This window comes from Nonomuraea sp. NPDC048892 (assembly GCF_040649735.1).
Lineage (GTDB): Bacteria > Actinomycetota > Actinomycetes > Streptosporangiales > Streptosporangiaceae > Nonomuraea > Nonomuraea maheshkhaliensis.
This window is the reverse complement of sequence record NZ_JBEZFZ010000011.1, coordinates 244,526-267,227: the sequence shown is the minus strand read 5'-3', so window position 1 is coordinate 267,227 and position 22,702 is coordinate 244,526. Positions and strand designations below refer to the sequence as shown.

Sequence of the window (22,702 nt, the reverse complement as noted above, 5' to 3'; positions counted from 1 at the left end):
TGCACCAGCGCTTCCGGAACCACATCCGATTTTTCCGCCGGCCCCCGGGACCGCCGCCCGAGCACCGTGACCAGGCACGGCCGGGGCCTGGTTGGGGCCTGACCGAGGCGCGGTCGGGGCGCGGTGAGTCGTGGCCAGTACGAGCGGTCAGGGGGCGACGTGCGCGGCCATCACCGGCCGCCGCCGGTAGCCGATCCGCTCGTACACGCCGATCGCCGCGGCGTTGACGTCGTCCACCATCAGCGCGGCCCGCCCGTACGCCACCACCAGCTCCCGCGACACCCACCGGCACACCCGCTCGGCCAGCCCCCGCCCCCGGAACGCCGAAGCGGTCGCCACGCCGGCCAGCAGGCCCACCGTCGGGGCCGACCACGCGTCGGCCGCCACGGCGGCGAGCACGCCGTCCACGCGCACGCCCGCCCACCGGCTCACCCCCGCCGCTCCGGGAACGGCGTAGGAGTGCGGCGCCGCGGCCGCCAGCAACGCCGCGACCTCAGCCTCCGTCTCCAGCCAGCCCACGCCGTCGCCCGCGATAGGAACGAGGGCCGGGGCGGCGGCTGGGGCTGGGGCGGTGGGCAGGCTCATCCATGAGAACCTGCCGGCCTCATCCACCCCGTCCAGCTTCGCCGTCACCGCGCCCATCAGCTCCACCTCCCCCAGCGGCCGGTACGAAGGCCCCAGCTCGCCCAGCGCGTGCCGTACCAGCTCCACCGCGCACGCGGCGTCACCCCACACCGCCAGCCGGTCACGCCGCGAGATCTCCGGGCTGCCCGCCACGACCGCGTCACCCAGCGCCCAGGCCCGGCCCGCGCCGGTCAGGCCCTGCGCCGCCCACATCACCAGGTCGTCGTCATCGCACGCCGAGCTGAGCTCGCGGACCGAGCGCAGCTCGGTGATCACAGGATCGCGCCGGGACGGTACGCGGCCGCCTCCGGGTGCGCCGCCACGACCTCGCCCACAGCCCGCGAGACCGCCTCCACCTGATCGGCCGCCGCCCCCGTGAACGACACCCGGTCGGCCAGCAGCTCCTCCAGCCGCTCCCGGTCCAGCGGGAACCGCTCATCGGCGCCCAGGCGGTCCAGCAGCTCGTTGGCCGCCCCGCGCGAACGCATCGCCAGCGCCGCCCCCACCGCGTGCTCCTTGATCAGCTCGTGCGCCTGCTCGCGGCCCACCCCGGCCCGCACCGCCGCCATCAGCATCTTCGTCGTGCCCAGGAACGGCAGGTAGCGGCTGAGCTCGGCGGCGATCACCGCCGGGAACGCCCCGAACTCCTCCAGCACCGTCAGCATCGTCTCCACCAGCCCGTCGAAGGCGAAGAACGCGTCCGGCAGCGCCACCCGGCGCACCACCGAGCAGGACACGTCGCCCTCGTTCCACTGGTCGCCGGCCAGCTCGCCGACCATGGAGGCGTAACCACGCAGCACCACGGCCAGGCCGTTGACCCGCTCGCAGGAGCGGGTGTTCATCTTGTGCGGCATCGCCGAGGAGCCGACCTGCCCCTCCTTGAAGCCCTCCGTCACCAGCTCCTGGCCGGCCATCAGCCGGATCGTCTTGGCCAGCGACGACGGCGCCGCCGCCAGCTGCACCAGCGCGGTGACGACCTCGAAGTCCAGCGAACGCGGATAGACCTGCCCCACGCTGGTGAAGCGGTGCTCGAACCCCAGATGGGCGGCCACCCGCCCCTCCAGCTCGGCCAGCTTGCCACGGTCGCCGCCGAGCAGGTCGAGCATGTCCTGGGCGGTGCCGACCGGGCCCTTGATGCCGCGCAGCGGGTAGCGGGCGATGAGCTCCTCCAGCCGCCGGTAGGCGACCAGCAGCTCGTCGGCCGCCGTGGCGAACCGCTTGCCCAGCGTCGTGGCCTGCGCCGCCACGTTGTGCGAACGGCCCGCGATCACCGTCGCCTCATGCTCCTCGGCCAGCGCCGCCAGCCGGGCCAGCAGCGCCACCACCCGGTCGCGCACCAGCAGCAGGCTGTCGCGCACCTGCAGCTGCTCCACGTTCTCGGTCAGGTCACGCGAGGTCATGCCCTTGTGCACCTGCTCGTAGCCGGCCAGCGCGTTGAACTCCTCGATGCGGGCCTTCACGTCGTGCCGGGTGACGCGCTCGCGCTCGGCGATGGAGTCGAGGTCGACCTGCTCGACCACCTTCTCGTACGCGGCCGGCGCGCCCTCGGGCACCGCGACCCCCAGCTCGGCCTGCGCCCGCAGCACCGCCAGCCACAACCGCCGCTCAGCGATGATCTTGTATTCGGGCGACCACAGGCGGGCCAGCTCCGCCGAGGCGTAGCGGCCGGCCAGGACATTCGGGATACGCGGCTTCGACGTCACGTCGCACAAGTGTATTCACCCCGCCCGGCCACCGGATCAGCGGCCACGGGCACGAGCAGCCAACCCGCTCCCGCCCGCGCGACCGGCTCACCGGCCCGCTGGAAGGGCCGCCACCTCAAGGGCCGCGAGACCTACGACGAAGAGCGCGCGGCCTGATCCGCCGGCCTCCAGCCTCGTTGCGGTGTTTGTGTGATCGTTGATTGTTCGGCCGACGACAAGCCTGCGCCTTTACAATGTAGATTTATGACCAAGGCAACCCGTTCATCCGGGACGACCGCGACCGGACCTCCCGCGCCGTGACCGTCGCGGATCTCGCCGGACGCCGGGAGCCACGCCTCGCGGCCGCCGCCATCACCCTGCTCCTCTCCCTCGGCACCTTCGACCAGCTGAAGACACCCGCCCTGCCCGCCCCCGCCGGAGCCGCCACCTCGGCCGAGGAGATCGCCGATCGGCTGCGCGCACAGCTCGACGACGACCCCACCCGCGCCCCCTACGTCACCGCTGCGGCCGCTCCCCTCCTGGCCTCGTGTCCGCCGCAAAGCGGCGAGGCTCGGATGCCGCCCGGCGGCGTTCCCGCCTACAGCGGCGAGCTGCTGCCCCCGGAGATGGACGAGCCGCTGAGGGTCCGCTTCTGGATCACCTCCCCCGAGAGGGCGGCGGACGCGGTCACCGCGGCCCGCCCCGGCGCCGGGGAGTGCGACCGTCCCGGCCACCAGACGCTCAAGGAGGTGGCGGGCTACGACCGGCTGGGCTGGCGCGGCGTGCGGACCCTGGTCACGACGGACACCTGGACGGACGACGATTCCCGGGGCGCCGTGGCGACGATCGTGGCCGCGCGCGGCGGGCTGCTGGCGGAGGTGACGTGGGCCTGGCCGTTCGAGGCGGGCGGCGAGCCCGGCCGGCACGCCCTGCTCCAGGGCACCGCGTCGGCCGCGTCCGCGCTGGCAGCCGCCGGCGGCGACCCCTCCAGACCCGCGCCCGTCGCCCCCACCGCCATGACCATGCGGTCGGCGTCAGCCAGGATGGCCGCGGCCCTGCCCTCTGCCTCCTCCTACGGCAAGGACATGGCGTCCTGGCCGACCCCGGGAAGCGGGCCGCGTTCACATGAACTGGTCTGCGGGGACCCCTCTCGTGAGGAGAACGCCTACGCCGGCGCTCCGGCCGTCACCCGTCGCCTGATCGGCGACGTCTCGGTCCACGAGGCGATGTTGTTCCTGCCGGACGAGCGCAGCGCCGAACGGGCCCTGAGGAAACCGCTCAGCTGGGACGGCTCATGCTCCTTCGACGAGGACGGGCAGTCCTACAGCATCCAGCCCCGGCTCGACCCCTTCACCAGCGGCCCGTGGACGGGACAGATCAGAACGTTCGCCGTACAGCACCCCGAACCGCCGCCCAGGCCCAAGGGCGCCGTCCGCCACTCGACGGCTCATGTCGCGGTGGGTGTGCGCCATGGCACGACCATGGTCTACCTGCGCTGGCAGGGACCCGCCGGCACGGACCCGGCCGCCGCCCTGCGTACCGGCCGCACCGCCCTCATGAGCACCCTCGGCCGGCTGCCCGCCGGCGGGTGAGACAACAGGCGCGCCACGGCGGGCGACGATCGGTGTCGTCGCCCGCCGGAGCGTCACTTCCCTGGCGTCGTCACGCGGGCTGGCCGGCCAGCTTCTCCTGGCCCGTCTCGCCGGCGCTCTCCCCCTCCGCACGCCCGGAAGCGTGCCGCGAGCCCCCACGCTCCCGGGTCACCACCACGTACAGCGTCGGCACCAGCACCAGGGTCAGCAGCGTCGAGGAGATCAGGCCGCCGATCACCACGATCGCCAGCGGCTGCGAGATGAACCCGCCGGACCCCGTCACCCCCAGCGCCATCGGCGTCAGCGCGCAGATCGTGGCCACCGCCGTCATCAGGATCGGCCGCAGCCGGCGCCGGCCGCCCTCGATCACCGCCTGCACCACGCCCATGCCCTGCTCGCGGTACTGGTTGATCAGGTCGATCAGCACGATCGCGTTCGTCACCACGATGCCGATCAGCATCAGCATGCCGATCAGCGCCGGCACGCCCAGCGCCGTGTCCGTCGCCACCAGCAGCCCGATCGCGCCCGTGGCCGCGAACGGGATCGACACCAGCAGGATCACCGGCTGGATGAAGCTGCGGAACGTCGCCACCATGATCATGAACACGATCGCGATGGCCACCAGCATCGCCAGCCCCAGGTCGGCGAACGCGTCCGCCTGGTCGGCCGACACCCCGCCGATCTCGTAGGAGGCGCCCGCCTGCAGCTGCAGGCCGTCCAGCTTCGTCGTCAGCGCCTGCGTCAGCGTGCCCAGGTCGCCGGAGTCCTCCGCCTTGGCCGACACCGTCGCGGAACGCTCCCCGTCGATCCTGGTCACCTGCGTCGGCCCGGCCACCTCGCGCACGTCGGCCACCGACGACAGCTTCACCAGCCCGGCCGCCGTGGGCAGCTTCAGGTTCCCGATCGCCTTCAGGTCGTCCGGCGCGTCGGCGCCGCGCAGTACCAGGTCACTCGTACGGCCGTCCAGGACGATCTGGCCCAGCGGCGCGCCGCGGAACGCCTGCGCCACCGCTTGCCCGACCTGCGCCTCCGACAGGCCGCGCTCGGCGGCCTCCTCCCGGTCCACCACGACCTCGACGCGGGGCGCGCTGGTCTCCAGGTTCGACGACAGGTCGCGCAGGCCGGACACCTCGCCCATCGCCCGCTTCACCTCGTCGGTCGCGGCGCGCAGCGCCTCGGTGTCGGGCGCGCGCACGATCACGTCGATCGAGTCGGAGGCGAACCCGCCCCCGCCGCCGCCACCACCGCCGATGGTGACCTCGCCGACCCCGGACAGGCCGTCGATCGCCGTACGGAGCTCCTTCTCGATCGTGGCGGTGTCGGAGTCCTCCACCAGCGTCACCGAGTAGGAGGCCCGGTCGGCGCCGCCGCCGGTGCCGCCCATCATGGCGTTGCCGCCACCCACGTTCACCTGGTACGTCTCGACGCCGTCCTGCGCGCCCAGCACCGCCTCGACCTTCTTGGCCGCCTCGTCCGTCGTCGCCAGGTCCGTGCCGACCGGCATCCGCTGCGACAGCGACAGCGTGTTCTGCCCGGAGGAGTCGAGGAAGTTCGTCTGCAGCCCGCCGGCCAGCCCCATCGTGGCGACGAACACCGCCACCCCGATGAGGATCGTCACCAGCTTGAACTTGGTGGCGAAACGCAGCACCGGCAGGTAGGCCCGCTGCAGCGGCGAGCGCAGCTCCTTGGCCTCGGCCTCCTCACGCTGCTTGCGCGCCTGCTCCGGCGTCAGGTCCGGCGTCCGCAGGAACCAGTACGCCAGCACCGGCACCACCGTCAGCGACACCACCAGCGAGGCCAGCAACGCCACCGTCACCGTGATCGCGAACGGGCTGAACAGCTCGCCCACCAGGCCGCCCACCAGCGCGATCGGCGCGAACACCGCCACCGTCGTCAACGTCGAGGCCGTCACCGCCCCCGACACCTCACGCACCGCCGTCAAGATCGCCGGCAACCTGGCCTCGCCGTAGGCCAGATGGCGTTTGATGTTCTCCAGCACCACGATCGAGTCGTCCACCACCCGGCCGACCGCGATCGTCAGCGCGCCCAGCGTCAGCAGGTTCAGCGAGTAGTCGCCGGCCCACAGCACCAGCAGCGCGATCACCACCGACAGCGGGATCGACACCGCCGTCACCAGCGTCGAACGCACCGACAGCAGGAACACCAGGATGACCAGCACCGCGAACGCCAGCCCCAGCAGGCCCTCGGTGGTCAGGCTCTCGATCGACTGCTCCACGTACGGGGCCTGGTCGAACACCACCGACACCGCCGTGTCCGAGGAGTCGCCCAGCGCCTTGGTCAGGTCGGGCAGCTTCTCGGCGATGGCGTGCGAGATCGCCACCGCGTTGCCGTCGGGCACCATCGTCACCGACACGCCCAGGCTCGTCTTGCCGTCGGTGCGGGTGATGGCCGTCGCGGCCTCAAGACCGCGCGTGATCTTCGCCACGTCGCCCAGCTTGACCGGCTTGAGCGGCTTCGGCTTGGGGGGCGCGACCGGCTGCTGCGCCGTCTGGCCCTGCCCCGGCCTGCCCGCCTGAGCCTGAGCCTGCTGCGCTTGCTGAGCCTGAGCTTGGGCTTGGGCCTGCTGCTGTTGTTGCTGCTGTTGCGCGGCCGAGGGCTGGGCGGGCGTCAGATACAGGTCCTTCAGCTTGCGTACCGAGTCGACCCGCGAGCCCACCTGCACCGTCAGCGACTTCTCGCCCGAGATCAGCGTGCCCGCCGGGATCGGCGTGCCGTTCGCCTTCAGTACGTCTGGGATCTGCGCCGCCGACACCCCCGCCAGCGCCATCTTCTTCGTGTCCGGCTCGATGGTGACGACCTCGTCACGGGTGCCCGTGACCGTCGCCTCCCGCACGCCCTCCACGCTCTGCAGCTCCGGCACCACGATCCGGCGCAGCTTGTCGGCCATCGCCCGCTCGTCGCCGCCGTCGCCGACCGCCAGCACCAGCACCGGGATGTCGTCGGTGCTGCCCGCCACGACCTGCGGATCCACCCCGTCCGGCAGCCGCACCCTGCTGATCGCCTGCTGCATCTTGTTCAGCGACGACTCGATGTCGGTGCCGTACTCGAAGGCCACCTGGATCTGTGCCAGGCCCTCCTTCGAGGTCGACGTCATCTGCTCCATCCCGGTCAGTCCCTGGAAGGAGTCCTCGATCGGAGCGGTAACCTGATCTTCGACGATCTCCGGTGACGCACCCGGGAACGGCGCGATCACGAACGCGCCGGGAAACGACAGCGACGGCAGCAACTGCTGTTTGAGCTGCGGGATCGTGAACGCGCCGAACGCGGTCAGCACGATCGCCACCAAGATGACAAGGCTGCGGTTGAGCAGGCTCAGCCGGGCGAATGCGGTCATACTCCCCCTCCAAGAGTTCGCCCCACACTAACACTTCGCCTTGAACGAATATTTAGACGGACCGAGCTTTCCTGATAACCTTCTCAGGAAGCGAGAGGTGAGTGTGAGCAACGAACGCGAAGAGCTGATCAGCCGGATCGCCCAGACCCAGCGTGGCCTGGGCAGGCTGTTCGCCCAGCACCAATCCCCCCTGTTCAGCTCCAACCTCACCATGAGGCAGCTCAAGGTCATCCTGATCCTGTCCACCACCGGCTCCGCCTCCGGCCAGGACCTGGCCCACAACCTCGGCGTCGGCCTCGGCACCGTCACCGGCATCGTCGACCGCCTCGTCGCCCACGGCCTCGTCGGCCGGCACGAGGACCCCCATGACCGCCGCGTACGCCGCGTCCAGCTCACCCCCGCCGGCACCAAGCTGATCGAGGACATCAACAACAGCGGCGCCCAGCACTACCGGCGCATCATGGAGCACCTCGACACCGAGACCCTGCGCGCCCTCGACCGCGTCACCCGGACGATCCGCGACGTGGCCGAGAAGCTCGCCCACGAGGGCGACGCCTGACCCTCCCCGCCTCGTTGTCATGGGTTTTCTGCTGGGCGGTGGGTTTTGAACCGGCCCACCGCCTTTACATTGTAGATTTCTAGGCTAGGCGGGACAGCACCGGCGGCAGCTCGCCCTCGTGCACCACCGTCAGCCGCCGCGTCGCCCGCGTCACCGCCACGTACAGGTCCTGGCCGCCCATCGGCGACTGCCCCAGGATCCCCGCCGGGTCGACCACCACCACCGCGTCGAACTCCAGCCCCTTGGCCTGCGTCACCGTCAGCACCACCACCGGCGCGTCCAGGTCCCCCCGCGGGAACAGCGCGGCCACCTCGGCGTGCCGCGCGTCCGGCGTCACCACGCCCAACCGGCCCTCCCCCGCCCCGGCGCCGGAGCCACCCCCAGTCCCGGTCCCGGTCCCGGTCTCGGTCCCGGTCTCGCCGTCCGTGCCGAGTTCGGCCCGGAGTTCGGCCAGCTCGGCCGCCACCAGCTCCGGCAGCCCGGACACCGGCATGCGGATCGCCCGCGGCTCCGCGCCGCCCTCGCGTACCGACTCCGGCGGCTCCTGCCCGGGCGCGTACGCGCGCAGCACGTCCGCCGCCACCCGCATGATCTCCACCGGCGTGCGGTAGTTGACCAGCAGCCGCTCCTCGCGCCAGCGCCCTTCCAGGTACGGGTCCAGCACCTCCGCCCACGTGTGCGCCCCCGCCGCCGAGCCCGTCTGGGCCAGGTCGCCCACCACGGTCAGCGACTTGGCCGGCACCCGCCGCATGATCATCCGCCAGGCCATCGGCGACAGCTCCTGCGCCTCGTCCACGATCACGTGCCCGTAGGCCCAGCTACGGTCGGCCGCCGCCCGGTCGGCGGTGGTCAGGCCGGTGCCGTCGTCGGCGTGCCGCTCGGCCAGGACGTCGGCCCGGTCGAGGACGCCCGCCTCGGCCACGCCCGTCGTGGTCAGCACCTCGCTCGCGTACAGCAGCTCCTCGGCCTGCTCCCGCTCCGCCCGCCTGGCCGCCACCCGCAGCGCCGAGTCGTCCTCGCCGAGCAGCTCGGCCGCCTCGTCCAGCAGCGGCACGTCCCCGTCCGTCCACTCCGCCTCCGGCGGGCGCGTCAGCAGGTGCCAGTCCAGGCCGGGCGGGCAGGCCGCCCACAACGTCTCCGGCGAGGAGAGCAGCTCCGCCACCAGCCGCTGCGGCGTCAGCTCCGGCCACAGCTCATCCAGCGCCCGGCGCACCTCCGGCTCGCCCCACAGCCGCGCCGAGGCCAGCTCCACGTCCAGCTCGTCGAGATCGCCCTCCAGGTCCAGCGGCTCGCTCAGCTCGGGCTCGCCCTCGATCACCAGCTCCTCGATGTGCAGCGACTCCTCCAGCGCCCGCGCCTCGGCCCTGGCCAGCTCCTTGAGCAGCTCGGTGACGAACAGCTTGCGCGCCATGTTGTGCGGCAGCCGTACCGCGCGCGCCCGCTCGCGCAGCCGGGCGCACGTCTCGTGCGGCACCCGCAGGCGCAGGCCGTCGAGCTCCACCACCAGCTCGCCGGACGGCACCCGCTGACGCAGCCGCACCGCCTCGGCCACCACCTCGGCCATGCGCGGATCACCCTTGACCACCGCCGCCTGCGGTGTGTCGGCCGCCGTCGCGCGCACGCCGGGGAACATCTCGCCGACCGTGGTCATCACCACCTGCGTCTCGCCCAGCGCGGGCAGCACCTGGCCGATGTAGCGCAGGAACATCGGGTTGGGGCCCACGACCAGCACCCCGCGCCGTTCGAGGGTGTCGCGGTGGGTGTAAAGCAGGTACGCCGCCCGGTGCAGCGCCGCCACCGTCTTGCCGGTGCCCGGCCCGCCCTGCACCACCAGCGCCCCCTGCAGCCCGGCCCTGATCACCCGGTCCTGCTCGGTCTGGATGGTGGCCACCACGTCGCCCATCCGGCCGGTGCGGCCCCTGCGCAGCGCGGCCAGCAGCGCCGCCTCGCCCACCAGCGTGCGGCGATCCCCCTCGCTCATCCGCTCCAGGTCGAACACCTCGTCGTCGATCCCGACCACGACCCGGTCCTTCAGGTGCAGGTGGCGGCGCCGTACCAGGCCGCCGGGATCGGTCGCGGTGGCCACGTAGAACGGCCGCGCCGCCGGCGCCCGCCAGTCGATCAGCACCGACTCGTGCCGCTCGTCTCGCAGGCCGATCCTGCCGATGTACGTGCGCAGGCCCGACCCGTCGTCCACGCGGCCGAAGCACAGTCCCCGCTCGACCGCGTTCAGCTGCGCCAGCCGCCGCGCCTGCTCCGAGGCCAGCGCCTCGCGCTCCACCATCGCCTGGTGTGTTCCCGCGCCGGCGCCCCTGGCGTACACCTCGCGCAGCGTCGCCTCGGCGCGCTGCCTGGCGACGTCGAGCAGGTCGTAGAGCCACGCCACAGTGCGCTGCTCGCTGTCAAGGGCTTGCGCAAGACCATCTTGACGATTAGTCATTCCCTGGTATACTCCTAACAGGAGGTCTGTGAACGGCTCGCTTGCAGACATGCAATGTTCGAGCTTAGCGCCGCGCCACAGGCCCGCGCAATCCCTCCTCCGCACCCGCGTGACGTCACCGCGGGCAGCCGCGTGCCGATCGCGACCTTTCAGAGCGCCAGCACGGCCATGAAAGCCATGCTGGCCGCCATTCCGGCCGAGCACAGCTCCAGGCCCAGCCTCTGACGCCGCCCCTGACCCTGCTCCTGGTGGCGCCCGTCCCGTTCCGGCAGGATCCGGACGAGACGGGCGCAGGTCCAGAGCACCCCGATCACCACCGCCACCCCCGCCGCCGAGCCGCCCCCATGCGCGTGCCCGGCCCCCACGTGATCGGATCCGCCTGTCGCCGTCAGCACCAGCAGGACCGACATCACCACGAAGTCGTGGATGTGATGACCGGACTCCGCCCGCCGGGACGGCGAACCGCAGAGCCAACCGGCGGCCAGCAGCGCGAGCACCGCGACGACCACGAACCCCGCGTGCCCGGCCGCCATGCCCAGCGCCATGACGACGTGCGGCCACCTCCCGCCGGAACGCGCCGGCGGCAGCAGCGCCGGGACCAGGGCCAGCGCGCAGCCGGCCGACACCGCCGCCACGTGCAGCAGCTGCATCACGGGCCTCCTCACCGTTCGCGGTCCCGGCTGAACAGACCCCCGGCCCGGCCGGAACTCATCGCTCAGGACGGCATCGCTCAGGACGGCTCTGTGGGCGAAAACTCGGCCCTGAGCGAGGAGACAGGCATAGGCTGCCTGATCGAACACGTGTACTGACGGCGAACGGGTTGGAGAAGACCATGGCGACTGTCGCTCTCTTTCATCACGCACTGGGGCTGACCCCGGGCGTCACCGTGTTCGCCGACGACCTGCGCCGGGCCGGGCACACCGTCCACACGCCCGACCTGTTCGAGGGCCGCACCTTCGGCGGCATCGAGGAGGGCATGGCCTACGTCCAGGACATCGGCTTCGGCACCGTGATCGATCGGGGCACCCGGGCGGCCGGTGACCTGCCCGCCGAACTGGTCTACGCCGGTTTCTCCATCGGGGTGCTCAGCGCGCAGAAACTGGCCCAGACCCGGCCCGGCGCGCGGGGCGCGCTGCTGTACTACGCCTGCGTGCCGCTGTCGGAGTTCGGCGACGCCTGGCCCGGCGGGGTGCCGGTCCAGGTGCACGGCATGGACGCCGACCCCTTCTTCGCCGGCGAGGGCGACCTCGGCTTCGCCCGGCAGGTGGTCGAGTCGGCCGGGCAGGGCGAGCTGTTCCTCTACCCCGGCGACCAGCACTACTTCGCCGACCCCACCCTGCCCTCCTACGACCCGGACGCCGCCACGTTGCTGCTGTCTCGCACGCTGGCCTTCCTCGACGCCCTCTCCTGACGCGCCGCCGGCGAACCTACGGGCGGCGGAACAGCGCCGACAACAGGAACGCCTGGCCGAACAGCGGGGCGTCGCGCGGCTGCTCCGTCATCGGGCGCAGCTCCACCTCCGTGTAGCCGGAGAAGATCCGGCGCAACTCCTGCGGCGTGTAGGCCAGTCCTCCGTGCAGGCGGCCGTCTCGGTAGAAGTCCTCGTCGGGCTGCTCGGAGCCCATGCGGCCGGCCGCGAAGCACGTCAGCCCCAGGTGGCCGCCGGGCGCGAGCACCCGTTCCAGCAGGGCGAGGTAACTCACCCGGCGGTGCGGCGGCAGGTGGTGCAGGCAGCCGGAGTCGTACACCAGGTCGTACGGCCCCGCCGGCGCCGAGGTGAAGGCGTCCCCGCACACGAAACGCACCTCGGCCCCCGCCTCGCGAGCCCGCTCCCGCCCCCACTCCACGGCCGTGGGCGACAGGTCCACCGCGTCCACCTCGAACCCGAGCAAGGCCAGGTAGACGGCGTTGCGTCCCGGGCCGCAGCCCAGGTCCAGAGCGCGGCCGGGCACCAGCAGCCCTCTGTCCGCGTACGAGGCCAGGCTCTCGTCCGGCCCGCCCGTGAAGAACGGCACCTGCCTGGAGCGGTCGGCGTAGAACTCGTCCCACCAGCCGGACGCCTGCTCCGTCCACCGGTCGGCGCCGGCGGCGAACATCCGGTCCAGCAGCTCCATGACGTCGTCGATCGTACGGATGGTGCGATTCACCCGGGACCTCCAAGGAAGGGGGCCGCCCCGCGCGGCCAGACCCGTCGATCTTAGGCCGCCACGGCCCGCGTACGCCCTGGTCAAAGGCCGTTTCCACACCCTCCCGCAAGGCGCTGAACGGGGGCCGGGAACGCCGTGCCGCCGCCCTCCTCACTCCCCTCCGCGAGCGCGGCCGGCGTCCGGCGGCGCCGTCCTGAGCGGCGGGCGCGGGCCTTCCAGCTCCGCTCCGGCACCGGCCGGCGGCGGGCGCGGCTGTGGCCTTGCTCACACCTCGCCCACCCGCCGCGGCCGGTGCGGGCGGGTGCTAGCTTGACCGTCCATGTCCGACTATCTGCGAGAGCTGTTCTCCCTGCACGGCCGGCGCGCGCTGGTGACCGGCGGCAGTTCCGGGATCGGGTACGCCATCGCCGAGGCGATCGGGCGCGCCGGGGCCGGCGTCGTGCTGGTCGCCCGCGGACAGGCCGAACTGGACCAGGCGGTCGCCCGGCTGCGCGAGCACGGCGTCACCGCCTCCGCGATCAGCGCCGACCTCGGCGACCGCGCCGCCGTCCAGCGGGTCTGCGAGCGCGCCGGCGACATCGACATCCTGGTCAACGACGCCGGCAACAACATCCGCAAGCCCATGGCCGAGCTCACCGTGGACGACTACGAGCGCACGATCGCCGTCAACCTGACCGCCCCCTACCTGCTCGGCCAGCACTTCGGCCCGCGCATGGCCGCCCGCGGCTGGGGCCGGATCATGAACGTCGGCTCGCAGCAGTCGATCAGCGCGTTCGGCGACAGCGGCGTCTACGGGGCGTCCAAGGCGGCGCTCGCCGGGCTGACCCGATCGCAGGCAGAAGCGTGGTCGGCAAACGGGGTGTGCGTGAACACGATCATGCCGGGGTTCGTGCTGACCCCGCTGACCGAGGCCGCGCAGGCCATCCCCGGCCGGGTCGAGGTCATGGCGGCGCGGCACATGGCCGGCCGCAACGGGGTCCCGGAGGACTTCGCGGGCGCCGCCGTCTTCCTGGCCGGAAACGCCTCCGCCTTCGTCACCGGCCAGATGCTCTTCGTCGATGGAGGCTTCTCCGTCCACTGATCTTGTTCGTACGGCCGCCGAGCGCCTTTACAAAGTAGATCAGTCGCGGCGGAACTCCCGCACCCCCGCCCCCTCGCGCCAGGCGGTGATGACGAGCTCGTCCCCGGTGACCCTGGTCCACGCCACCTCGCTCAGCTCGATCCGGAACAGGTGGGACTCGGTGCCGGGCAGCCCGAACGACGCCAGCAGCTCCGCGTCGGTGATCTCCACCGCCCGGCCGGCCAGCTTCAGGTCCCCCTCCCACGAGGACGGGTCGGCCGGGTCGGGGTCGCGTGAGGTCACGTGCAGCGCCATCCGCGGATCGCGGCGCAGGTCGGCGGCCTTGACCGCGCGCGGCATGGAGCCCGTCCACAGCTCCCCGTCGCGGAAACTCGTCTCGACGCCGCTCACCCGGGGCGAGCCGTCCTTGCGCAGCGTGGCCAGCACCTTGTGCGTGTACGCGTCCATGAGGCGGCGCGCCACCGCGGCCAGCTCGGGCGCCTGCTCGCCGAACTCGTTCCATGAAGCCATGGCACCCATCATGGACGCCGCCACCGACACAAACCCCGCTACCGGACCATCGGCCGACGATCGGGGGCGACCGGCAGGCGACCGGTGACGCGCGTCCAGCGGGTGTTCAGGCGCGGCGGCGGGCGCGGTAGGCGCTGGCCTTGGCGCGGTTCTGGCAGGACAGGCCGCAGAAGCGCCGCGAGGTGTTCTTGGTGACGTCGAAGAAGACCAGCTCACACCCGTCGGCCTCGCACGAGCGCAGCCGCTCCCCCTGCCCGACCCCGATCACCATGGCCAGCGCCGTGGCCGCGTCGGCGGCCCAGGCGTCGGGCAGGCTCGCCCCGGCACTGTGGAAGGCCAGGCGCGGCGGGTCCCCGTACAGGCTGGGGACGGCGCCGTGGCGGACCAGGGCCTGGTTGAGCGCGGTGATGTCGCCGGCGAAGGCGGGGTGGAGCTCGGCGGCCACGTCGGCCAGCCGATCGGCGTCGGCGTCCGTCAGCGGGCGGCCGGGCGTCCAGTCGTGCGAGCGCAGCGCCTCCTCCAGTGCGGCCCGCCGGTTCTCCGGCGGGGTGACGGGACGGCCGCGGGCGCGCGTGACGTGCAGTTCGTTCACCAGGAGGACGCCGAGCTCCGCCCACCTCCCGACATAACTGTCTATTTGGGATTGACCAGTGATGCGCCAGGCCTCTATCGTCACTGGCATAGCTTACCTAGACAGTGAGGATTGTGGTCATGAGAGCAGAGTCCAAGCTCGCCCGCCGCATGTGGCATCAGCTGGAGCCGGTGCACGCCGTGCTGTACTTCTCGCCGCAGGCGAACGACGCGGCCGCGGCGCTGGGGTACGACATGACGTCGCGCTGGCCCAGCTATTTCGCCTACCGCACCGCCCCGCTGGGCGCGGCGGGCGCGCGGCTGGCCACGGCGGCGTACTACAGCTTCAGCCCGGCGACGGTGGCCGAGCACGTGCCCGCCGTGTGGGACGTGGCCTCGCCCGAGAAGGTGCTGCGGACCCGGCTGGAGGCGATCGACCAGACCTATCGCCACCTGCTCGGCGACCGGGTGGCAGGGTCGGACGTGACCGAGGCGGCGGAGCTGGCCAGGCGGGCGGCGCAGAGCGTCACGGTGGGCGGGCGGCCGTTCGCGGCGGCCAACCTGGACCTGCCCTGGCCGGACGAGCCGCACCTGGCGCTCTGGCACGCCGCCACCGTGCTGCGCGAGCACCGCGGCGACGGCCACCTGGCGGCCCTGGCCGCGGCGGAGCTGGATCCGTGCGAGGCGCTGGTGTCGTTCGCGGCGATCGGGGCCGCGCCGGTGGCGAACTTCGCCGGGCGGGGCTGGAGCGAGCAGGAGTGGGCCGAGGCCACGGAGCGGCTGGCCGCCAGAGGGCTGGTGGACGCCGCCGGACAGGCCACCGAGCGCGGCCGTGAGCTGCGTGACCAGGTGGAGCGCATGACCGACGACCTGGCCGCCGAGCCGTGGCGGCTGCTCGGGGAGGAGCGCGCCGGGCGGCTGGCCCAGCTCGCCTCCCCGTTCCTCGGCGCGGTCTTCGAGGCCGGGCTGCTGCCGATGACCAGCACGCTGGGCATCGCGACGGTGCGGGTCCCCGACTGACGCGACCAGCGGAGACGGCCACACGTCATCGGCCACGCCGGGAGGCTAGCGGCGGCCGTACTTCTTGTGCACCGCCTGTTTGCTCACGCCGATCGCGTCGGCGATCTGCGCCCAGGCGAGCCCGGCCACCCGGGCGCGCCTGACCTGGACCGCCTCCAGCCGCTCGATCTCGCGGCGCAGCGCGGTGGCGGCGCGCAGGGCCAGCAGCGGATCGTCGTCCTGCGTCTGCCTCACGAGGGTCGCCAGGTCGTCCGTCATGTTCTAAAGGTAGTCCAGCAGCAGCCGGTTGATCTCCTCAGGACGTTCCAGGCTCGGCAGGTGACCGGCCCACGGCAGCTCCAGCAGCCGCCCCGCGGGCAGCTCACCGGCCACCTGGCGGGCGGTGGCCACGAAGTACGGCAGCTCGTGCCCCCCGGTCACGACCAGGGCGGGCACGTCCAGGTCCGGCAGCGACAGCTCCCGTTCGAACTGCTCCGGCTCGGGGTCGGCGGCCAGCTGCACCTCGAACGCGTGCCGCTGCATCGCCGCCAGCCGCAGCCGGGCCGCCTCGTCCGCCTCGGGGCCCAGCAGGGTGCGCACGTTGAGCTCGGTGGCCTCCTCCACCTGACCGCGCTCCAGCAGGCGCGCCTCCTCGTCCCAGTACGCCCGCAGATCCGGCGTGGGTTCCAGGTCGACGATGGGGTTGAGCAGCACCAGCCGCCCGGCCAGCCCGGCCGAGGCCAGCTCCAGCGCCACCCGGCCCCCGCCCGAGGAGCCGACCATGGCCGCCCGGGTGACGCCCAGCGCCGCCAGCACCCTGGCCACGTCGTCGGCGTGGTTGTAGGGGCCGTCGGCCCGGTAGGGCGTGTGCCCGTACCCGCGGAAGTCCACCTTGATCACCCGGAAGCGGTCGGCCAGCGCCTCCCACTGGGCGTCCCACATGCCGGAGTCGGCCGCCGACGAGTGCAGCAGCACCACCGGGTCGCCCGTGCCGTGTTCGGCGTGCCAGATCGTCATCGCGACTCCACCGCCATCCGCACGCCCAGCCCGATGAGCAGCACGCCGGAGATCCGCTCCAGCCTGCGCCTGACCGCGGGCCGCTCCAGGACGGCCCTGGCCCTGGCCACCGCCCAGACCAGCAGCCCGTACCAGAGCAGGTCCACCGCCACCCACACCAGGGCGAGCGTCACCAGCGTCAGCGGCACGTCGTGTCCGGCGGGGACGAACTGCGGCAGGAACGACATCGCGAACACGCCGGCCTTCGGGTTGGCCAGGCAGGTGCCGAGCCCGGCCAGGTACGGCCCGCGCCGCCCCGGCGCGACCACCGCCTCCTGCCTGGCCGGCGCCGCCTCGCGGGCCTGCCACAGCGCCTGGGCGCCCATCGCGACCAGCAGGACGGCGCCGGTCACGCGCATGACGTCGTAGGCCAGCTGCGAGGCCACGAGCAGGGCCGACAGGCCGAACGCGGCGGCCAGGCCCCACGCCAGGATCCCGGTCTCGTTGCCCAGTGTGGCGGCCAGGCCGGAGCCGCGGCCCGCGCGCAGCGTCTGGCGCAGGATGATGGCCGTGCTGACCCCGGGCACCATGGCCACCAGGACACACGCGCCCGCGAATGCGAGAAGGTACATGCGGGGATGCTGACAGACACGCGCCCGGATTTCGCCTGGTTTTCGGTGCGTGTCCCGGTGTCAGCCGTACAGCTTGGCCAGCTCGGCGACCGCCTCGCCCATGAGCGCGCGCAGCTGCGGCGGCCCCAGCACCTCCACGTCGGCGCCCATCCGCAGCAGCACCCAGCGCGCGTGCGTGATCGACTCCACCGGCACGGTCAGCGTGCGCCACCCCTCGGGGTCGGGCTCGCCGGCGGCGGCCAGCGCGGCGCCGACCACGTCGGCGCCCATCGTGAACGCCAGCAGGTCCTCCCGCCCGGGTGCCACCTTGATGACGGCCTCGGCGGTGTACATCCGCTCGCGGAACTCCTTGGCGTACGCCTGCCAGAACGAGCCCAGTTCGAACCCGTCCGGCCGGGCGAAGCGGCCGGGCAGCGTCTCCAGTGTCAGGATGCGCGCCACCCGGTAGGTGCGCGGCGAGCCGTCGGGCGGCGCCGCCACCAGGTACCAGGAGCCGCCCTTGAGCACGAGCCCGTACGGGTGGATGATCCGGTCGACCTCCTTCTGGCCCCAGCGCCGGTAGGTCATGTGCAGCGGCCGCTGCTCCCACACCGCCTCCGACACCTCGCTCAGGTGCGGCACGTCGTCGGAGGAGCGGTACCAGCCGGGCACGTCCAGCAGGAACCGCTCCCGCATCCGGGAGGCGTGTGAGCGCGGCTCGGGCGGCAGCGCGGCCAGCAGTTTCAGCTCGGCGTTGGCCGCCGGCTCCGCCCTGCCCAGCTCGGCTGCCGGGCCCGGCAGCCCGGCCAGGAACAGCGACGACGCCTCCTCGGCGGTCAGCCCGTTGAGCCGGGTGCGGTAGCCGTCGAGCAGCTGGTAGCCGCCCGCCGGGCCGCGGTCGGCGTAGACCGGGACACCGGCCGCCGACAGTGCCTCGACGTCGCGGTAGACGGTGCGTACCGACACCTCCAGCTCGGCCGCCAGCTCCGGCGCGGTCATGCGGCCGCGCGTCTGCAGCAGCAGGAGAAGCGAGAGCAGGCGGCTGGCACGCATACCCGCCATTGTATTGCGCACATTGTCCATGTTTGTATGAACAGATGGAACGTGTGCGCGCCATCATGAACACCCTGCGGACCGCCGACAGCGTGTCGGTGTCCGAGCTGGCCGCCGAGCACGGCGTGTCGGAGATGACGATCAGGCGTGACCTGGACGAGCTGGCCCAGCAGGGGGTGGTCCGCCGGGTCAGGGGCGGCGCGCTGTCGTTGCTGCTGCGCGGCGAGGAGCCGCCGTTCGGGGTGCGTGAGCGCGAGGCGGTGGAGGCCAAGCGGCGCATCGGGCAGGCGGCGGCGGAGCTGGTCGCCGACGGGGAGGCGGTGATCCTGGACGGCGGCACGACCGCGCTGGAGGTGGCCCGCGCGCTGGCCGGCCGGCGGGTGACCGTGCTGCCGCTGGCGCTGCAGGCCGTGTCGCTGCTGGCGAGCGCGCCGCGGGTGCGGGTGGTGCTGCCCGGCGGCGAGGTGCGCAAGGGCGAGCTGAACGTCACAGGCCCGCTCACCGAGAGCTCGATCAGGGCGCTGCGCTTCGACACGGCCGTGATCGGCTGCTGCGGCCTGTCGGCCGAGCACGGCCTGACCGCGCACGACCTGCCGGAGGTGGCCGTCAAGCAGGCCGCCATCGCCTCGGCGCGGCGGGTGGTCGTGGTGTGCGACTCGGGCAAGTTCGCGCGTACGGCGTTCGGCGCGGTCTGCCCGATCGGCCGGCTGGACGTGGTGGTGACCGATCCCGGCATCCCGCCGGAGGAACGCGACGCCCTGGTGGCGGCCGGCGTGACGGTCAAGGAGAGCGGGTGAGCGGCCCGAGGGTCCTCGTCCGTGAGCGGGTGGCCGTCTACCTGCTGTTCTTCCTGGCCGGGGCGGCCATCGGCACGTGGACGGCGCGCATCCCGGCCATCAAGGAACGGCTGGGGCTCGGCGACGGCCAGCTGAGCCTGGCCCTGCTGGCCATCGCCGCCGGGTCGGTGCTCGGCATGACGGTGGTGGGCCGGCTGGTGGACCGCCACGGCAGCGCCCGGGTGATGATCCCGGCCGCGCTGGCCCAGGGCGTGGTCCTGGTGCTGCCGGCCCACGCCTTCGACCTGGCGTCGCTGGCGGGGGCGCTGCTGCTGTTCGGGCTCGTGCACGGGGTGCTCGACGTGTCCATGAACGCCAACGCCGTGCAGGTGGAGCGGGCTCTGGGGCGGCCGGTCATGTCGTCGTTCCACGCCGTCTTCAGCGTGGGCGGGTTCGCCGGGGCGAGCGTGGGCGGGCTGTTCGCGCACTTCGCGCTGACGGCGGCGGTCACGTTCTGGTCGGCCGGGGCGGTGATCGCGGCGCTGGCGGTCTGGGCGGCGCGGTGGGCGCTGCGGCCCGCGCCCGAGCCGGCGGACGGCGCGCGGGGGCGGGACGGGCTGCCGAAGGGCATCGTGTTCCTGGGCGTGCTGGCGTTCTGCTGCCTGGTGGGCGAGGGGGCCGCGGCGGACTGGAGCTCGGTCTACCTGAGCGAGGACCTGGCCGCCGCGCCGGGGTTCGCCGCCGCCGGGTACGCGGCCTTCTCGATCATGATGACGGCGGGCCGGCTCGCGGGTGACCGGCTGGCCGCCCGGTTCGGGCCGGTGCCACTGGTGCGCTGCTGCGGCCTGCTGGCGGCGGCCGGGCTGGGGCTGGCGCTGCTGGCCGGACATCCGGTGGCGGGCGTGGCCGGGTTCGGGCTCTTCGGGGCCGGTTTGTCGTGCATCGTGCCGCAGGTGTTCGCGGCCGCCGGGCACCGGGATCCGGCCTACGCCGGGCGGTCGCTGGCGCGGGTGGCGGCACTCGGCTACCTGGGGTTCCTGACCGGGCCGGTGCTCATCGGGGGCCTGGCCGAGCTGACGGGGCTGCCCCGGGCGCTGGCCGTTCCCGCGCTGCTGGCCGCGTTCGTGGCCCTGGCCGCGACGGCGCTGCGCGTCCGCGCCGAGGAACGGGCGCCCTGAGCGATGTCCGGCGCCTCTCGACGCGCGCGCCGGGGAACGGGCGCGGGCGCGACAGACGCGGGCAGAACGGGCGCGGGCAGAACGGGCGCGGCGGTCAGTCGAACTGCTGCCAGCCGAGCCTGATCACCATCGCAACGACCACGCACAACAGCACGATCCGGACGAACGACGCGCCCCGCCTGAGCGCCATCCGCGCGCCGAACTGGGCGCCGGCCACGTTGCACACGGCCATGCCGAGGCCCAGCCCCCACTGCACGTGCCCCTGCACCGCGAACACCGCCAGCGCGCCCAGGTTCGTCCCGATATTGATGATCTTGGCAGAGGCCGACGCCGAGACGAAGTCCAGCCCGAGGATGGTGGTGAAGGCGATGATGAAGAACGTTCCCGTGCCCGGCCCCAGGACGCCGTCGTAGAAGGCGATCCCGACACCGGCCGTGGCCACCGCCGCGACGACGCGGGACCGGGTGCGCAGGTGCGGCACGGGCACCGCGCCCATCGCCGGGCGCAGCGTCACGAACGCGGCCACGGCCAGCAGCACCACGATGACGGCCGGCCGCAGCACCTCGGTCGAGATGGAGGCGGCGGCCCACGCGCCCAGCCCGGCGCACACCACGGCCAGGGCCGCGCCCGGCAGCACCACCTGGCGGTCCACCTTGGTGGAGCGGGCGTAGGCGACGGCCGCCGAGGTGGTGCCGAAGACGGACGAGAGCTTGTTGGTGGCCATCGCCTCGACCGTCGGCATGCCGGTCATCAGCACGGCGGGCAGCTGCAGCAGGCCGCCGCCGCCCACGACGGCGTCGACCCACCCTGCTCCTGCGGCCGCGGTCAGCAACACCAGGACCTGATCCAGCGGCACGCGCCACTCCCCCGATTCCCCCAAGAAACGACAAGAGTGTACAAGTCGGGAATCAGTTACCCAGCGCCAGCCCCTGCCCGGGCGTCACTCACAGCCCCGCCGGGACGTCGGTCAAGCCCAGCTCCAGCCCCGGCTGAGCGCTCAGCCCGGCCGGCCCCGCGTGCCCTTGCCGTCGCCGAGCGCGCAGGACAGCTCGCGCGCCGTCTCCGCCACCGAGGCGCCGATCTCGTGCAGCCCGGTGTGTGAGGCCGCCCTGGGTGACGGAGACGCTGATCGCCGCCATGATCACCCCCCGGTGATCGCGTACGGGGGCCGAGACGCCCGCCTCGCTGTCGTCCAGCTCGACGTCGGAGACCGCGTAGCCGTCCGTGCGCGCCGAGGCCAGCTCCTTCAGCCACGCGTCGATGCCGCCGACGCTGCCGTCGAGCCCGGCGGGCAGCACGGTGGCGAGGAGCTCACGCACGCGTTCCTCGTCCCACTCGGCCAGCAGCGACCGGCCGGCCACCGCCATGATCACCGGGACGGAGACGCCCTCCCAGACCCGGTGGTAGGCGCGCGAGGAGGGCACCGACAGCAGGGTCAGCACCATGTTGCCGCGCAGCACGCACAGATAGGCGTCCTCGTCGAACGCCGCGGCCAGCCGCCGCACGTAGGGGGCCGAGACCCGGACGAGCCGGGACTGCTCGGTCCGCGCGGCGAGGGCGAACAGCCGCCATCCGAGCCGGTAGCGCCGGGTGAGCGGGTCGCGTTCGACCATGCCCTCGACCTCGAGCCCGCGCAATGCCCGGGAAAGATGCTCATCGGCATCGCCGCCATCGCCGCCTTCGTCGACGGCCCCGGCCTGGGCACGCAGATCTTCGAGGGCCTGTCGCGCCTCGGCTCGGTGAACTCGCTCAACGCCACGCTCGCCGGAACGCTCGGCATCGTGGTCGTCGCCATCCTGTTCGACCTGTTCTTCTTCGCCGTCCGCCGGCTCACCACCCCGAGGGGGCTTCGTGTTCGACCGTGACACCGAAGGCGTGCGCATCGAATTGCGCTCGCTGACCAAGCACTACCCGGGGCAGCCCGCCCCAGCGGTCGACGACGTCACCCTCGACATCCCCGCCGGAGAGCTCGTCGTGCTGGTCGGCCCGTCCGGCTGCGGCAAGACGACCACCATGAAGATGATCAACCGGCTCGTCGAGCCGACCTCCGGCGAGATCCGCATCGGCGGCCAGGACGTGCTCGGCCTCGACCCCGACCAGCTACGCCGGCACATCGGCTACGCCATCCAGCAGGTCGGCCTCTTCCCCCACCAGACGGTCGCCCAGAACATCGGCCTGGTGCCCAAGCTGCTCGACACCGGCGTCGTCTACACCGAGACCGACAAGGGCCAGACCTGCAACTTCGGCGAGGTGTTCACCACCGACGGCCGTATCGCCGCGCTCGGCCTGACCGTGCTGGAGGACGACAAGAAGTTCTTCCCCATCTACAACGCCGCGATGACGATGCGTCAGGAGACCTACGAGAAGTACCCCGCGCTGGAGAAGGTGCTGCAGTCGGTCATCGCCAAGCTGGACGACGCCACCATGCAGCAGCTCAACGCCCGGGTGGACGTCGAGGGCGAGGAGCCGGGCAAGGTGTCGGCCGACTGGCTGGGCAAGCAGGGCCTGCTCGGCGCCGACGCCTGACCC

General features: G+C 72.9%; 24 protein-coding genes. 10 read left to right on the top strand and 14 right to left on the bottom strand.

What is annotated here, in order from left to right; translation table 11 throughout:
- Positions 1–147: 147 nt before the first annotated feature.
- Both AB0C28_RS32655 and purB read right to left on the bottom strand, forming a co-directional pair.
- Positions 148–900 (bottom strand): GNAT family N-acetyltransferase, encoded by a 753-nt coding sequence (locus AB0C28_RS32655; protein ID WP_358079874.1) that lies wholly within the window; start codon positions 898–900, stop codon positions 148–150.
- A complete protein-coding gene (gene purB / locus AB0C28_RS32650; protein WP_357859595.1) occupies positions 897–2,327 on the bottom strand; it encodes an adenylosuccinate lyase in 1,431 nt (476 codons plus the stop codon). Before purB ends, AB0C28_RS32655 begins: the two co-directional genes overlap by 4 nt.
- 9 nt (positions 2,328–2,336) lie before the next feature.
- On the opposite strand from purB, the gene AB0C28_RS32645 reads away from it, so the two are divergent.
- Positions 2,337–2,483 carry a hypothetical protein gene (locus tag AB0C28_RS32645; RefSeq protein ID WP_358079872.1) on the top strand — a complete coding sequence of 49 codons (147 nt, stop codon included), beginning with the start codon at positions 2,337–2,339 and terminating at the stop codon, positions 2,481–2,483.
- Positions 2,484–2,623: 140 nt separating this feature from the next.
- Entirely contained in the window at positions 2,624–3,898 is a 1,275-nt protein-coding gene (locus AB0C28_RS32640; protein ID WP_358079870.1) for a hypothetical protein, read from the top strand.
- A gap of 70 nt (positions 3,899–3,968) precedes the next feature.
- On the opposite strand, the gene AB0C28_RS32635 is transcribed toward AB0C28_RS32640, so the two are convergent.
- Complete coding sequence (locus AB0C28_RS32635; RefSeq protein WP_358079868.1) at positions 3,969–7,253, bottom strand: efflux RND transporter permease subunit; 3,285 nt, start codon at positions 7,251–7,253, stop codon at positions 3,969–3,971.
- A gap of 103 nt (positions 7,254–7,356) precedes the next feature.
- Here AB0C28_RS32635 and AB0C28_RS32630 point away from each other — a divergent pair, with 103 nt between their 5' ends.
- Positions 7,357–7,812, top strand: coding sequence for a MarR family transcriptional regulator (locus AB0C28_RS32630; protein ID WP_357859604.1), 456 nt, complete (start codon positions 7,357–7,359; stop codon positions 7,810–7,812).
- Between the two features lie 79 nt (positions 7,813–7,891).
- On the opposite strand, the gene AB0C28_RS32625 is transcribed toward AB0C28_RS32630, so the two are convergent.
- Together AB0C28_RS32625 and AB0C28_RS32620 are read right to left on the bottom strand one after the other, a co-directional pair.
- Positions 7,892–10,252: an ATP-binding domain-containing protein gene (locus AB0C28_RS32625; RefSeq protein WP_358079866.1), complete on the bottom strand. Its 2,361-nt coding sequence runs from the start codon at positions 10,250–10,252 to the stop codon at positions 7,892–7,894.
- Between the two features lie 149 nt (positions 10,253–10,401).
- Positions 10,402–10,902, bottom strand: coding sequence for a hypothetical protein (locus AB0C28_RS32620; protein WP_357859610.1), 501 nt, complete (start codon positions 10,900–10,902; stop codon positions 10,402–10,404).
- A gap of 182 nt (positions 10,903–11,084) precedes the next feature.
- Between AB0C28_RS32620 and AB0C28_RS32615 the strand changes: the two genes are divergently transcribed.
- Entirely contained in the window at positions 11,085–11,663 is a 579-nt protein-coding gene (locus AB0C28_RS32615) for a dienelactone hydrolase family protein (RefSeq protein WP_358079864.1), read from the top strand.
- Positions 11,664–11,679: 16 nt separating this feature from the next.
- On the opposite strand, the gene AB0C28_RS32610 is transcribed toward AB0C28_RS32615, so the two are convergent.
- Positions 11,680–12,399 carry a class I SAM-dependent methyltransferase gene (locus AB0C28_RS32610; protein WP_358079862.1) on the bottom strand — a complete coding sequence of 240 codons (720 nt, stop codon included), beginning with the start codon at positions 12,397–12,399 and terminating at the stop codon, positions 11,680–11,682.
- 319 nt (positions 12,400–12,718) lie between these two features.
- Here AB0C28_RS32610 and AB0C28_RS32605 point away from each other — a divergent pair, with 319 nt between their 5' ends.
- Positions 12,719–13,480, top strand: a complete 762-nt coding sequence (locus AB0C28_RS32605; RefSeq protein ID WP_357859619.1) for an SDR family oxidoreductase — start codon at positions 12,719–12,721, stop codon at positions 13,478–13,480.
- Positions 13,481–13,519: 39 nt separating this feature from the next.
- On the opposite strand, the gene AB0C28_RS32600 is transcribed toward AB0C28_RS32605, so the two are convergent.
- The gene (locus AB0C28_RS32600) at positions 13,520–13,990 is read right to left on the bottom strand and encodes a pyridoxamine 5'-phosphate oxidase family protein (RefSeq protein WP_357859621.1); all 471 of its coding nucleotides are present in this window, start codon (positions 13,988–13,990) and stop codon (positions 13,520–13,522) included.
- A 106-nt stretch (positions 13,991–14,096) separates the two neighbouring features.
- Entirely contained in the window at positions 14,097–14,582 is a 486-nt protein-coding gene (locus AB0C28_RS32595; protein ID WP_358079860.1) for a CGNR zinc finger domain-containing protein, read from the bottom strand.
- Positions 14,583–14,701: 119 nt separating this feature from the next.
- Here AB0C28_RS32595 and AB0C28_RS32590 point away from each other — a divergent pair, with 119 nt between their 5' ends.
- On the top strand, positions 14,702–15,580 hold the full coding sequence (locus AB0C28_RS32590) for a hypothetical protein (protein ID WP_358079858.1): 879 nt from the start codon (positions 14,702–14,704) through the stop codon (positions 15,578–15,580).
- A gap of 45 nt (positions 15,581–15,625) precedes the next feature.
- Here AB0C28_RS32590 and AB0C28_RS32585 read toward each other — a convergent pair whose 3' ends face one another.
- Genes AB0C28_RS32585 through AB0C28_RS32570 form a run of 4 tightly spaced genes read right to left on the bottom strand, consistent with a single transcriptional unit; the run spans position 15,626 to position 18,219 of the window.
- Positions 15,626–15,838, bottom strand: a complete 213-nt coding sequence (locus AB0C28_RS32585; protein ID WP_346101938.1) for a hypothetical protein — start codon at positions 15,836–15,838, stop codon at positions 15,626–15,628.
- Positions 15,839–15,841: 3 nt separating this feature from the next.
- Entirely contained in the window at positions 15,842–16,576 is a 735-nt protein-coding gene (locus AB0C28_RS32580) for an alpha/beta hydrolase (RefSeq protein WP_358079856.1), read from the bottom strand.
- Positions 16,573–17,187 (bottom strand): LysE family translocator, encoded by a 615-nt coding sequence (locus tag AB0C28_RS32575; RefSeq protein ID WP_357859634.1) that lies wholly within the window; start codon positions 17,185–17,187, stop codon positions 16,573–16,575. Before AB0C28_RS32575 ends, AB0C28_RS32580 begins: the two co-directional genes overlap by 4 nt.
- 60 nt (positions 17,188–17,247) lie before the next feature.
- Complete coding sequence (locus AB0C28_RS32570) at positions 17,248–18,219, bottom strand: WYL domain-containing protein (RefSeq protein ID WP_357859636.1); 972 nt, start codon at positions 18,217–18,219, stop codon at positions 17,248–17,250.
- Positions 18,220–18,263: 44 nt separating this feature from the next.
- On the opposite strand from AB0C28_RS32570, the gene AB0C28_RS32565 reads away from it, so the two are divergent.
- Together AB0C28_RS32565 and AB0C28_RS32560 are read left to right on the top strand one after the other, a co-directional pair.
- Positions 18,264–19,016: a DeoR/GlpR family DNA-binding transcription regulator gene (locus AB0C28_RS32565; RefSeq protein WP_358079854.1), complete on the top strand. Its 753-nt coding sequence runs from the start codon at positions 18,264–18,266 to the stop codon at positions 19,014–19,016.
- Entirely contained in the window at positions 19,013–20,173 is a 1,161-nt protein-coding gene (locus tag AB0C28_RS32560) for an MFS transporter (RefSeq protein ID WP_358079852.1), read from the top strand. Before AB0C28_RS32565 ends, AB0C28_RS32560 begins: the two co-directional genes overlap by 4 nt.
- A gap of 94 nt (positions 20,174–20,267) precedes the next feature.
- On the opposite strand, the gene AB0C28_RS32555 is transcribed toward AB0C28_RS32560, so the two are convergent.
- Together AB0C28_RS32555 and AB0C28_RS32550 are read right to left on the bottom strand one after the other, a co-directional pair.
- Positions 20,268–21,029: a TSUP family transporter gene (locus tag AB0C28_RS32555; protein WP_358079850.1), complete on the bottom strand. Its 762-nt coding sequence runs from the start codon at positions 21,027–21,029 to the stop codon at positions 20,268–20,270.
- A gap of 88 nt (positions 21,030–21,117) precedes the next feature.
- Complete coding sequence (locus AB0C28_RS32550; RefSeq protein ID WP_358079848.1) at positions 21,118–21,786, bottom strand: IclR family transcriptional regulator C-terminal domain-containing protein; 669 nt, start codon at positions 21,784–21,786, stop codon at positions 21,118–21,120.
- Positions 21,787–21,822: 36 nt separating this feature from the next.
- Between AB0C28_RS32550 and AB0C28_RS32545 the strand changes: the two genes are divergently transcribed.
- Positions 21,823–22,038 carry a hypothetical protein gene (locus AB0C28_RS32545; protein ID WP_357859651.1) on the top strand — a complete coding sequence of 72 codons (216 nt, stop codon included), beginning with the start codon at positions 21,823–21,825 and terminating at the stop codon, positions 22,036–22,038.
- A complete protein-coding gene (locus AB0C28_RS32540) occupies positions 22,025–22,699 on the top strand; it encodes a glycine betaine ABC transporter substrate-binding protein (RefSeq protein ID WP_357859654.1) in 675 nt (224 codons plus the stop codon). Before AB0C28_RS32545 ends, AB0C28_RS32540 begins: the two co-directional genes overlap by 14 nt.
- The last annotated feature ends 3 nt before the right edge of the window (positions 22,700–22,702 follow it).